13 protein-coding genes and 1 pseudogene are annotated in these 12,623 nt (G+C 34.0%); 13 read left to right on the plus strand and 1 reads right to left on the minus strand.

Features of this window, described 5'->3' with window-relative positions; translation table 11 throughout:
* Positions 1-3: 3 nt before the first annotated feature.
* The 4 genes from RBQ61_RS07385 to RBQ61_RS07400 are packed head-to-tail and all read left to right on the plus strand — an operon-like array spanning position 4 to position 3,758.
* Positions 4-795 carry an ABC transporter permease gene (locus tag RBQ61_RS07385; RefSeq protein WP_308139847.1) on the plus strand — a complete coding sequence of 264 codons (792 nt, stop codon included), beginning with the start codon at positions 4-6 and terminating at the stop codon, positions 793-795.
* Between the two features lie 10 nt (positions 796-805).
* On the plus strand, positions 806-1,432 hold the full coding sequence (locus tag RBQ61_RS07390; RefSeq protein WP_308139848.1) for an ATP-binding cassette domain-containing protein: 627 nt from the start codon (positions 806-808) through the stop codon (positions 1,430-1,432).
* Entirely contained in the window at positions 1,429-2,190 is a 762-nt protein-coding gene (locus RBQ61_RS07395) for an ABC transporter ATP-binding protein (protein ID WP_308139849.1), read from the plus strand. Before RBQ61_RS07390 ends, RBQ61_RS07395 begins: the two co-directional genes overlap by 4 nt.
* An 11-nt stretch (positions 2,191-2,201) precedes the next feature.
* On the plus strand, positions 2,202-3,758 hold the full coding sequence (locus RBQ61_RS07400; RefSeq protein WP_308139850.1) for an aldehyde ferredoxin oxidoreductase N-terminal domain-containing protein: 1,557 nt from the start codon (positions 2,202-2,204) through the stop codon (positions 3,756-3,758).
* Between the two features lie 30 nt (positions 3,759-3,788).
* On the opposite strand, the gene RBQ61_RS07405 is transcribed toward RBQ61_RS07400, so the two are convergent.
* The gene (locus tag RBQ61_RS07405) at positions 3,789-4,550 is read right to left on the minus strand and encodes a S9 family peptidase (protein WP_308139851.1); all 762 of its coding nucleotides are present in this window, start codon (positions 4,548-4,550) and stop codon (positions 3,789-3,791) included.
* 171 nt (positions 4,551-4,721) lie between these two features.
* On the opposite strand from RBQ61_RS07405, the gene RBQ61_RS07410 reads away from it, so the two are divergent.
* The 9 genes and pseudogenes from RBQ61_RS07410 to RBQ61_RS07450 all read left to right on the plus strand — a co-directional run bounded on the left by RBQ61_RS07410 (position 4,722) and on the right by RBQ61_RS07450 (position 12,578).
* The gene (locus RBQ61_RS07410; protein WP_308139852.1) at positions 4,722-5,315 is read left to right on the plus strand and encodes a TetR/AcrR family transcriptional regulator; all 594 of its coding nucleotides are present in this window, start codon (positions 4,722-4,724) and stop codon (positions 5,313-5,315) included.
* Positions 5,316-5,328: 13 nt separating this feature from the next.
* Positions 5,329-5,712 carry an FMN-binding protein gene (locus RBQ61_RS07415; RefSeq protein ID WP_308139853.1) on the plus strand — a complete coding sequence of 128 codons (384 nt, stop codon included), beginning with the start codon at positions 5,329-5,331 and terminating at the stop codon, positions 5,710-5,712.
* Between the two features lie 10 nt (positions 5,713-5,722).
* A complete protein-coding gene (locus RBQ61_RS07420; protein WP_308139854.1) occupies positions 5,723-6,205 on the plus strand; it encodes a flavodoxin domain-containing protein in 483 nt (160 codons plus the stop codon).
* A 297-nt stretch (positions 6,206-6,502) separates the two neighbouring features.
* Positions 6,503-7,543: pseudogene (locus tag RBQ61_RS07425) on the plus strand (S66 peptidase family protein).
* 126 nt (positions 7,544-7,669) lie between these two features.
* The gene (locus tag RBQ61_RS07430; RefSeq protein ID WP_213925346.1) at positions 7,670-8,515 is read left to right on the plus strand and encodes a fumarate hydratase; all 846 of its coding nucleotides are present in this window, start codon (positions 7,670-7,672) and stop codon (positions 8,513-8,515) included.
* A gap of 10 nt (positions 8,516-8,525) precedes the next feature.
* Entirely contained in the window at positions 8,526-9,077 is a 552-nt protein-coding gene (locus RBQ61_RS07435) for a Fe-S-containing hydro-lyase (protein ID WP_308139855.1), read from the plus strand.
* 15 nt (positions 9,078-9,092) lie between these two features.
* Complete coding sequence (locus RBQ61_RS07440; RefSeq protein ID WP_308139856.1) at positions 9,093-10,268, plus strand: NADP-dependent malic enzyme; 1,176 nt, start codon at positions 9,093-9,095, stop codon at positions 10,266-10,268.
* A gap of 218 nt (positions 10,269-10,486) precedes the next feature.
* Positions 10,487-11,767: a HAMP domain-containing sensor histidine kinase gene (locus RBQ61_RS07445; RefSeq protein WP_308139857.1), complete on the plus strand. Its 1,281-nt coding sequence runs from the start codon at positions 10,487-10,489 to the stop codon at positions 11,765-11,767.
* On the plus strand, positions 11,748-12,578 hold the full coding sequence (locus RBQ61_RS07450; RefSeq protein WP_308139858.1) for a DNA-binding domain-containing protein: 831 nt from the start codon (positions 11,748-11,750) through the stop codon (positions 12,576-12,578). Before RBQ61_RS07445 ends, RBQ61_RS07450 begins: the two co-directional genes overlap by 20 nt.
* Positions 12,579-12,623 lie beyond the last annotated feature (45 nt).

Consider the following 12,623-nt stretch of genomic DNA (forward strand, 5'->3'; position numbering starts at 1 on the left):
CCTATGACAGCGAAATTAACATCAACTAAAAAAGTATGTATGATAATATTAATTTTATATTTAATTATAGCAATGGCAAGTAATTTTATAATGCCTTATGAGACGGATGATTTTAGCCATGATGCGCTATTAAGACCATCGAAAAGTCATTTGCTCGGCACTGATGAAATGGGGCGCGATATATTTTCTATGCTGATAAACGGATTTAAATCAACAATATTTATTTCATTGATGTCGGGGCTTTTAAGTACATTAATTGGTATAATCTTGGCTTTTATGTCATGCTTATATAAAGGAAAAATAGATGGTGTAATTTTTCACTTATCTAATTTGTTTCTCATAGTTCCGGAAATAATAATAATAATGTTTTTTGCAGTTTTTTCTAAACCCGATATGCTCAATACAATACTTTCAATAGTATTTTTTTCCTGGTCAAAGGTTTATAAAATAGTGCGGTCAAAATTAATGGGCTACATGGAAAAGAATAAGGTTAAGTACACAATGCTTATTAAGGGTAATGTTGTGGATTTATTTAAGAAATTATATTTTGATTTATATCCGGTTGCGGTCACATGCTTTATATTGCAATGCAATAAGGCTGTTATGTACGAAACTACTTTATCTTTTTTTGGAATAGGTGATCCATTATCTAAAACATGGGGCAAGCTGATAAAAGCGGCGATAAATTATGAAAATTTATTCTATGATGATGCTATATTATGGTATCTGATTCCTGCTATACTGTGCGTTTTTGTTTATGTGCTGTCACTTTCGCTGTTGACTTTTGAAGAATAGAGGAATATTGATGTTAGAACTAAAGGATTATAGTATTGCTTATAATGGCAACAAAGTTATTACATATAAAAATATAGAAATTAGAGATAAGGAATTTGTAGGTTTAAGCGGAAACAGCGGCTGTGGCAAGACCTCCTTGCTGGATTCATTGTTTGGAATAGGGTTTGCCGGTAAAATATCCTATGCAAAGGCTGAATTGTTTCATAAGGATTTAAAAAGCATCGGAGAGGAAAAATATAATTATTTAAGCTATTGCCCTCAGTTCTGCCAAGATGCATTAAACCCTAAAATAACTTTAAAGAATCACATACAGCTGGTATTAAGCAGCAATAATATTCGCTATGAAGAAGATGAAATACATAGAATGCTGGAAGATCTTTCATTAGAAAGGAGTTTACTAAAATATTATCCTTATATGATGAGCGGAGGGCAAAAGCAAAGATCTGCAATAATACTTTGCCTGTTAAAAAAGCCAAAGCTGCTGGTGTTAGATGAGCCTTCTTCGGCACTGGATTTAATTACTACAAAGATAATAACTGAATTTTTGAATAAAATCAGAAGTCAAACTTCAATTTTAATGGTTTCGCACAATTATGATTTCCTGATGAAGCTCTGCGACAGAGTAATAAAACTATGAGAAGTGATAAAATGCTTAAGGTTATAAATTTAAATAAAAAATATGTAAACAAACAAGTTTTAAATAATATCAGCATGAATTTTTCCTTTGGCGAAAGTACTGCGATAATAGGAGAAAGCGGCAGCGGAAAAACTACACTGGCAAAGATTATTACAGGATTAGAAAAGCAAGATAGCGGACAGATTCTGTTAAACAATAAAGAACTTAAAGAATTAAAGCATAGACCATTTAGCCAATGTGCAAAAATTCAATATATATTTCAGGATCCGTACAGTGCTTTAGAAAGCAATTATACAATATTAAAAACACTAAAAGAAACAACGGCTATTTGCAAAAGAAATAAATATGAGCATATATCCATAGAAGAAGCTCTCACGTACGTAGATAAAAATCTGTTAAATTATTTGGATGATAAGGTTGAAGTACTCAGCGGAGGCCAAAGACAAAAGCTTTGTATAGCTCGTTCTTTGATTACAAATCCGGATATTATAATAGCCGATGAATGCACATCAATGCTGGACGAAAAAAGCAGTGAAGAAATATATGAGCTGCTCAACAAAATTAAAGAAGATAAGAAAATTATTTTAATTTCCATATTGCACGAAATAGACTTCTATAAGGGATATTGGGACAAAATTGCAGTAATTAAGGATGGAAATCTATTAGAGAATAAAGAATTTAATGGCTTTTATGAAACAGCCGAAAATGAATACAGTTTGAGGTTGATAGAAGCTTATAAATATTTCAAAAACAAATAAAGGAGCTAAATATGAGTAGAATCTGCTATGTAGACTTAACCGATAAAAGTATTTCTTACGAAGAGTATAACATCAATGAAATAAAACACCATGGAAGAGGGCTTGCTGCATATTTGACCAATAAACATACCGCGCCTTTAACAGACAGATTTGATGATGACAATGTAATAGTGTTTACTGTAGGGCTGTTTACCGGAACAACAGCTCCAAGTTCCGGAAGAATAACCTTGGCAACACGCAAAGGTAAGGGACTAGGTCTGCAAGTAATGAATATGACAGGAGATTTTCCACAAAAACTTGCTTCAGCCGGTATTGAGTGTCTGGTCATTAAAGGAAAGGCGAAAGATAATAACACAGTAATTTATATAGAAAAGGATAAGGTAGAAATAAGAAATATCAATGCTGATGAAAGCTATGTTTCAAATATAATATCTAAAATAAAATCTAGCTTCGGAAATGACTGTGCCATTATAGGTACAGGCCCTGCAGCAGATGTTATGATGCCTATATCTACACTGTTTGGTACATACCCTGAAGGCTATCCTCAGTATTATTGTTCCAGAAATGGATTTGGAGACATTTGGGGCAGCAAAAATTTAAAGGCTGTGGTGATTAATAATGATAAATATTTTGAAAACAAATGTTTTGACAAACATAAATTTTCAATAGAAAGTAAAAAATTATCCAGGATAATAATTGATAATCCAATTTGCGGCCAGGCTTTGCCGGGAAATGGTTCAATAACATTAATCAAATTATTAAAGAATAAGAATAATATACCCGAAGTTAAAGAAAGTGCTGCTTCATCTGGGGTAAAAACAAACAAATCAAGCTACAAAAAAATAAATAAGACCTGCTCGCCCCTGTGTGTGGTTGGATGCCTGAACAGACATTGCAGGAATAATGAAGAAGCATTTTCTGCTCCTGCTGAGAGCGAAGTGAGTGCGGCTTTACAGCACTGTTATGATATGGAGGATATTTCATTTGCTAAAAAAATAAACACTAAAGCTTTTGAATTAGGGATAGATTCAACAGAATTTGTATTCAGTACTAACATATATTTTAAAGCAACTAATATGAAGCCCTCGAAAAGCGAGATATACAATTTATTGCATGAAATTGAAGAGAACTCAATTCTTGGGAAAATAATAGGCTCTAAGACAATTGGTATATATAATCTATATAAAGAAAATCCGGCTCTAAAGTTATTGGTAACTAAGCCGGTAATAAGTGAGGAAAAGAAGTTTAATATTTCTGTTGATAAATTTTTCGAGGAATTTAAGGATGTGGATGATTTAGAATTGATGTACAGACAAATATTTTTGCTTGAAAATATGGGGTTCTGTATTTTTACATCCTTTGCATTAATTAATAACAAGGAGGCATTAAACATAATAGCTGACATGTTTTATTACAAAACAGGAATAAAGAAGACAGCGGTTGAAATGCTCAATTATTCCGGTGAATGCATTACCCGGGAAATTGAAAACGAAAGAAACAATGCAATGCAATCAATACAGAAAAATATCCCCGAATTTACTAAAGTGCTGTATAGGTATTTCAGCTAAACAGGCCTAAACACTTAGCGCTTTTATGTATTACAAATATTTATCGAACCATGAACCTGCTTCTTCCATCATGTTTGTGGTTACAAAATGATTTAGATTATGATATTCGATAAAATTCAACTTTTCTTTGTCATTATATAGAGGAAGAGCTTTTTTATAGAATTCTTTTTGCGTTTCTACGAAAACGATGGTGTCACTATCTCCGTGCAATAAAAGCATTGGTCTATCTTTAATATTATCTATATTATTTAAAGGGTCGAGAGCATCTATTTTTTCTTGCTCTTTGGCTCCGATGTGCCAATCTTTGCTTTTAAAGCGTTCAAGAAACATTTCGTTGTAATAATTCCAGCTGCATGAGCCATTAAGAATAACAGCAGCTTTTATGTTCTTATTTTTTGAAAATATTCCTGCTGACGTAAAGCCGCCCATTGAATTTCCTATTAATCCTATTCTGTCAGGATCGGCTTCAAAATTCTTTATTGCTTCATCGATTATAATGTCAAATTCCTCAAGATTTTTTAGTATAACATTCCAAAAATAATTTATTGCATTAGGTGCATTATTATAATCTATTGGATTTCGTGTTCCATGGTAAATGGAACATGGGATTATAACCTGATATCCAAGGCTGCATAGAATAAACCCTCTAAACTTTTGTTTTTCTGCATCTGAACTCCAGCCATGATAAAACAATACTGTGGGATGCTTCTTTAATCCGTCTTTTGGAGTGAGCAGTATGACGGGTATATCTTTTATAAATGTATTTCTCTCAATTATATTATTAAACTTCATTAAGTCATTCACCTCTTTCTATCTTACTATACATAAAATTTGGGAAAATTGCTACCATGGATTTAAAAATATTATAAAGCATACAGAAAAACAATTGACAAACGGTTATAATAATGATAATCTTTTATTGAACAGTGTTCGAAAATATAACGCTGTTCAAAAGGAGCTAGAATGTATACAAGAAGAGAAAGAGAAATTGAGGCAATGAAGGAATTAATAATTTCAACTGCCAAAGATATTATTGCGGAAGAAGGCTTTGACAAGCTTTCAATTCGTAAGATTGCGGGGAAAATAGAATATTCACCGTCAATTATATACCACTATTTTAAAGATAAAGATGAAATATTGAACAATGTTATGAAAAGCGGCTATACGAAAATAGTCAATGCTGTTTCTAAAACGTATAATGAAAATTTAACTCCCATAGAAAAGTTGAAAAAAATGATGAAAAATTACATAGAAGAAGCATTGAAAATGTCCGATGAATTTTTAGCAGCACATATGGATCAATCTTCGCAGGTTACCAAGCACACATCCTATATGTATAGGGGAGCTTCAAAAGAAAAGAATGCACTGATGGTTCTTTGCAAAAGCTTAAAGGAAGTTCATGATATAGATGATGAACAAGCGGAGTTAAAAGCACAAGTTATTGTGTCTTCTGCCATTGGACTGATTTGCAAATTAATAATTGAAAAGGATATAGATGATAACCAAAAACAGAGACTGATAGATTGCTTTATAGAAGATGTTGTAATTAAAATTTAGAGGGGAGAAGCAAATGAAGGCATTCAAAATCTTAGGATTTACAATTCTTTTGATTGTTATTGTCGGTATGGCAGGTGTTTTTTATTTAAGCCGCGGTTTGGAGGAAGTGCTGAATGTAAGCATTAATTCTGTGGATTTGTCTGAAGCAGAGGACGGAGTTTATAAAGGAAGTTTTGATTTCGGAAGATGGTGCAATGAATTGAATGTAACTGTAGAAAATCGCAAAATTACAAAAATAGAGATAGAAGAAGATGTAAAATTTGCAAATGAAGAAGTAAGCAGACTGCTGTTTCAAAGGGTCATCGAAAAACAAAATACAACCGTTGATACAGTGTCTGGAGGAACGGTAACCAGCAAAGCATATCTAAAATCCATAGAGGATGCATTAAATAAATAATGGAGGGAATATGAATACTTTAATAGCTTATGCAACAAAGTACGGCTGTGCACAAAAATGTGCATTGGAATTATCAAATGAGCTGAAAGGCAAAATTGAAATCGTAAATTTAAAAGAAAAAACCAGTGTTGATCTTTCAAAATTTGACAGAGTCATAATAGGAGGCTCCGTCTACATGGGAAGAATCCAAAAAGAAGTAACAGATTTTATTAACAGGAATCTTGATGTACTGTTGAGCAAAGAAACAGGATTATTTATCTGTGGTATGCAAGAAGGTGATATGCTTGAAAAGGAAATAAAAGAAAACTTTCCTTCTGAGCTCATTAACAAATCAAAAACAGTAAAGCATTTCGGTGGAGAATTTATTTTTAATAAAATGAACTTTATGGAGAAAGTAATCGTTAAGAAGGTTTCCAAGATAACCTCCGATAAGTCAGACATACAGCATAGTAATATTAAAAAGTTTGCGGAGGGTTTTAACAGCCAATATTAGAAATGGCATATATATAAAAACACATAATTAAAAGAGAAATTTAACAAAAGAATATACGGTGCACAAATGAATATAGTTTTAAGGAAGCTCGCTTTTTAGCGGGCTTTTTTTTGTATGCTTACAATAGTATTTCAGATTGAAATATGCTGTGCTATAAAGTATAATACAGAAAATGGCAGCAATTAACAGAATTTTTGTCAAGTAGGGTTTACCAAAATAATAAAATGGAGAAAATTAATAACAAGGATTGTGCAAAACATAATTGGTTTATAAATAAACTGCAGGAGGTAAAGCAAAATGAGCTTAAGTTTAATCAAACCAAGGAAGCTTAATAAGGGCGATAAGGTAGCAACGTTGAGTCTCTCTTGGGGATGAGCAGGTGACGAGGAGACTTTATGGAGATACAATCAGGGAAAGGAACGGTTGGAGACTTTATTCGGATTGAAAGTTATTGAAATGCCGAACACTCTAAAAGGGTCAGAGTTTATATATAATAATCCTCAAAAGAGAGCAGAGGATTTGATGAACGCTTTTGCAGATGATTCAATTAAGGCAATATTTTCATGTATAGGCGGAAATGACAGTATACGAATGCTGCCATATATTGATTTTGAAATAATAAGAAGCAACCCAAAAATTTTCATGGGGTATTCTGATACTACCATAACTCATCTAATATGCCTGAAAGCAGGACTGTCATCTTTTTATGGAGCTTCCGTATTGAACGAATTTGCTGAAAATATTAATATGCATGATTACACCGTAAAATATATCAATAAAGTGTTATTCAGCAATGATAGAATCGGAGAAATTGAAAGCTCTGAGTATTGGACTAGTGAGTATTTGCCGTGGATTGAGGAAAACAGGTTTACTGCAAGAAAACTTAGCAGCAATACCGGCTATGAACTGCTTCAGGGCAGGGGTACAGTAAAAGGCAGGTTAATAGGAGGATGCATTGAAGTGCTGGAAATGGCTAAGCAGACATCTGTCTGGCCGGAAAATAACTTTTGGGATGATGCTATTTTGTTTATTGAAACATCAGAGGAAATGCCAGAGCCGAAATATATAGAATACTGGCTGAGGAACTACGCAGCTCAGGGTGTGCTAAGCAAGATTAAAGGTATTATATGGGGTAAGCCGTACGATAATAAATATTACGAAGAATACAAGGCGTCAATACAAAAGGTGCTGAATGAATCTGAGCTAAATGATCTTCCAGTGATGTACAACATGAACTTCGGGCATACTCAACCGATGATGGTACTCCCTTACGGAGCAATGGCCGAGATAGACTGCGATACGAAAAGTTTTTCCATACTTGAAAACAGTGTGGTTTAATTTTGGGATGTTAAAGAACCTGCGTTAGCATATTAGTAAGTATTTATATATTTCTCTCCTGTATTATTGACAATAAGTACAGGAGAGTTGTAATATTACAATATTATAACCGGAAGGAAGTGCAAGATGAGAGAAATCAATGTTGAAGAAATAACCAAACTGGTTGAAAGGCTGTGTATAGAATCAAATTATTATCTTCCGCAGGATGTTAAGAAGGCTTTAGAGCATGCGCTGGATAAGGAAGAGTCTCCGCTGGCAATGGATATTTTGAAGGATATATTGAAAAATCAGGAGATTGCAAGAACAAATAATGTTCCAATTTGTCAGGACACAGGACTTGCAGTAATTTTTTTGGAGCTTGGTCAGGAAGTAAGGCTGGTTGGTGGAGATTTAAGCGAGGCTATTGATGAAGGAGTAAGAAGAGGATACAAAAACGGCTTTTTAAGAAAGTCAGCCGTTAACGATCCTTTTATGGTAAGAAAAAATACAGGTGACAATACACCTGCAATAGTGCATACCAAAATAGTTCCAGGGGAAAAGGTTAAAATTATACTTGCGCCCAAGGGCGGCGGAAGTGAGAACATGAGTGCACTGGCAATGCTTAAGCCTTCAGACGGAGTAAAAGGAATTAAGAAATTCGTTATTGATTCTGTTGAAAAAGCTGGTTCAAATCCATGCCCTCCTATTATAGTGGGCATAGGAATAGGCGGAACGATAGAGAAGACTACATTAATTGCTAAGCAAGCTCTATTGAGAACCGTAGGCGAACACAATTCAAATCCTCAGGTGGCAAAATTGGAGGAAGAATTGCTTGAAGAAATCAACAATCTGGGTATTGGCCCGCAGGGGTTCGGTGGAAGAAGCACAGCACTTGCTGTACATATTGAAACGTTTCCTGCTCACATAGCCAGCATGCCTGTGGCTATTAACATTCAGTGTCATGTGGCAAGGCATCAAGAAGCGATTTTATAGGAGGTTGAGCATGTCTAAAATAGTAAATACTCCGCTAACAGATGAAGTGGTAAATGATTTAAAAGCAGGCGATAGAGTTTTATTGAACGGAATTATATATACAGGCCGTGATGCTGCGCATAAAAGACTGGCTGAGTTGATAAACAAGGGAGAAAAGCTTCCTATGGATATTAAAAACCAGACCATTTATTACGTAGGTCCATGCCCTGCAAAGCCAGGACAGGCAATTGGTTCTGCAGGGCCTACAACTAGCGGCAGAATGGACGCATATGCACCGTTGTTGATGGAGCATGGGTTAAAAGGAATGATAGGAAAAGGTCTCAGAAACCAGCAGGTTATTGATTCTATAATAAAGAACAACTGTGTTTACTTTGCTGCTATAGGCGGTGCAGGAGCACTTCTTGCTGAGGCTATTAAGGAAGCTGAGGTAATAGCATTTCCCGATTTGGGAGCCGAAGCAATTTATAAATTAAAAGTCGAGAATTTTCCGGTTACAGTAATAATTGATAATAAAGGTAATGATTTATATAAAATTGGAAAAGAAAAATATAAAAAAATATAAGAAAGGAATTAAATTATGTCATTAAGAGATGATGCATTAAAATTGCATAAGGACAATCAAGGTAAGTTAAATATAATGAGCAAGGTGCCTGTCACTGACAAGGTTTCTTTAAGCTTAGCATATACTCCAGGCGTTGCTGAGCCCTGCAAGGAAATAGCTGAGGATATTGATAGTGTTTATGACTACACTTCAAAAGGAAACTTGGTTGCTGTAGTTTCAGACGGTACAGCAGTTCTCGGGTTGGGTGATATAGGTCCATATGCAGCTATACCTGTTATGGAGGGTAAATCAGTGCTTTTTAAAGAATTCGGCGGAGTAGATTCATTCCCAATTTGCGTTAAAACTAAGGAGCCTGATGAAATAGTAAAAATAGTGGAAATGATTGAACCTGTATTCGGCGGAATCAATTTAGAGGATATTTCTGCACCAAGGTGCTTTGAAATAGAAAATAAGCTGAAAGACAGATTGTCAATTCCGGTATTCCATGACGATCAGCACGGCACAGCAATAATAGTGCTGGCAGGGCTGATGAATGCTCTAAGGCTGACAGGCAAGAAAATGGAAGACCTGACAGTGGTAATTAACGGTTCAGGAGCAGCCGGCATTGCCATAGCAAAAATAATACTTAATGTTGGAGTCAAGGATATGCTCTTGGTAGACAGATCAGGTATAATTTTCAAGGGCAGAGAAAAAGGAATGAATTGGGCGAAGGAAGAACTGGCAGAGATTACTAACAAGGATAAAAGACAGGGTGATCTAGCTGCTGCATTAAATAGCGCCGATGTATTTATAGGCGTATCACAGGCAAATATCGTTACAGAAGAAATGGTTAAAAGTATGAAGAAGGATGCAATTATATTTGCAATGGCAAACCCAGTACCTGAAATAGATCCTGACTTGGCTAAAAAAGCCGGGGCTAGAGTCGTGGGAACCGGAAGAAGCGATTATCCAAATCAGATAAATAACGTGCTTGCATTCCCGGGAATATTCAGAGGAACATTTGACGTTCGAGCAACAACTATAAATGAAGAAATGAAATTGGCAGCTGCCAAAGCCCTTTCAGAACTTATTACAGACGATGAACTTAGGGAAGACTATATTATACCCATGCCATTTGATAAGAGAGTAAGGCCGGCAGTTGCAAAGGCAGTTGCGCAAGCAGCAAGAGATACAGGAGTAGCTATGCTTTAATATAAACAAAATTCCATTTAAAAGGAATTGTGATTCAGAAAGTATTCTTAATAATATAAAAAAATAATAGGATTTGTACCAAAACCAAATTGGTGCAAATCCATTTTGTTTGTAAATAAATTATTCATAAAACATCATTAATATATAAAAAATATTTGTTAACAGCCCTATATTATTATATAATGTTATAAACTATTGTAAAGCTTAGGGGGGAGCTAATGAAAAAAAGACAAAGAATGCTGGTTTTTGCAATTGTTATTACAGCTACTTCGCAATTCTACTTAAACTTTGCCATTGATGGGTTCAGAATATCGACGGCAGTTATAATCTTTCCGGTTTTCCTTATTACTTATGACGACATAAGCAGCATTCATGCATCCCTGTTAACAGCTTTAATAGTGTTCATCGTCAGAATTTTTGTGCTTTTAGTTAGCGGGATGGAGTTAGTACAGGCTGCATTTATCGTATTTCCGGGTTCTCTTTTTTATATAATCTACGGAATAATGTTTAGCTTAAACAAACGGATACCAAACAATTCACTGCCAAAAATGTTTTTTTTGATATTGACATGTGATTTTTTTTCCAACATTATTGAAGTGTTTTTGAGAATGAGTATATCAAACAATGTTGTCAATCACAGGAATTTAATTATATTATTTTTTATAGCAGTGACAAGGGCCTTTCTAGCTATGGTGATTTTGGCAATTATAAGAAATTACAAAATATTGCTAACCAGGGAGGAGCACGAAATAAGGTATCAAAATTTGATTTTGCTTACTTCTGATTTGAAAAGCGAAATTTATCTTATGAAAAAAAACTCTGAGGCCATAGAGCATATTATGAGCAACTCTTATATTTTGTATGAAAAGGTTTTACAGCCTGAACATGATGATTATATTAAAGACCTTTCCTTAAATATTACGAAGGATATTCATGAAATAAAGAAAGATTATATTAGAGTGATAAAGGGATTAGAAAATACTCTTATCGAAGAGTTTCAGCTTTCCGAAATGAGCATTAAGGATATTTTCTATATACTTAAGGAAAGCGTGTGCAGATTGAATGAAAATGACAATTTATATCTTGATTTTAAGTACGAAGCCAATTTTTCAACTAAAAACCATTTTCAATTGATGTCGATATTAAGAAATCTTGTTAACAATTCAATGGAATCAATTGACTTTTCGAAAAAAAATAATTTTATTAAGATTTATCATAAATCAGATAAAAAAAATCATATTTTTACTGTAGGTGACAGCGGTGAGGGAATATCTCCCGAGAATTTGAAATATATTTATAATCCGGGGTTTTCTACAAAATTCGATTATAATACAGGAGATGTCAACAGGGGGATAGGTCTTTACCACGTAAAAAACTTAGTAGAAAGCTACTTCAAAGGTACCATAGATGTGACATCCAAAATTAATTCAGGAACAGAATTTACAATTAAAATACCATTGGCCAATATGGAGGTAAGCAATGAGAATATACATTATTGATGATGATATTACAGTTGTAAAAATGCTTGGAAATATTATAGAGGATAACGATTTGGGCATTGTGTGCGGTTATGCCCTCGATGGAAATAAGGGACTGTCGGAAATTACTGCTCTTGAGCCGGATATTGTTTTGGCTGATTTACTAATGCCGGAAAAAGACGGAATATCTCTTGCAAAAGAATTTAAGGATAAAAGTGAAAGACCTGCATTTATAATGATATCTCAAGTATCTTCTAAAAGTATGATCAGCAAGGCATACTCGGAAGGTATAGACTTTTTTATCAATAAACCCATAAATGTGATAGAAGTAAGTAATGTTATAAGGAATATTGTGGAAAAAATTAATTATAAGAAGACGCTTAATAATATTCAAAGTTTAATATACAAGGACGGCAGTTCAAACGCGGTAAAAATACCTGCGGACACTAGAATAAAAAAAATACAGCTTATATTAAACAGATTGGGAATGACCGGAGAAAAAGGGGAAAAAGAAATATTGGCAATCTGCAATTACCTTATTGTAAATGATAAAACTATGTCTGATTTAAACATTAAGGATTTATGCAAAATACTGAGCCCTAATTCAAAAAACATGGAGCAAAGAATCAGACGTGCAGTATCTAAAGGTTTGACAAATATAGCCTACCTTGGAATAGAAGACTATATGAATGATATATTTATAATGTACTCCAACAGTCTTTTTAATTTTGAGGATGTAAAAACACAGATGGATATGATAAGAGGAAAAAATAAATTCGGAGGTAAAATAAATATTAAAAAATTTATAGATGGCCTGTTAATAAATAGCTAGTTCAATTTGGGAAAAGGTTTGTATTTTTCGTAGTTATTTTTGTAT

Source organism: Sedimentibacter sp. MB35-C1 (assembly GCF_030913635.1).
GTDB lineage: Bacteria > Bacillota > Clostridia > Tissierellales > Sedimentibacteraceae > Sedimentibacter.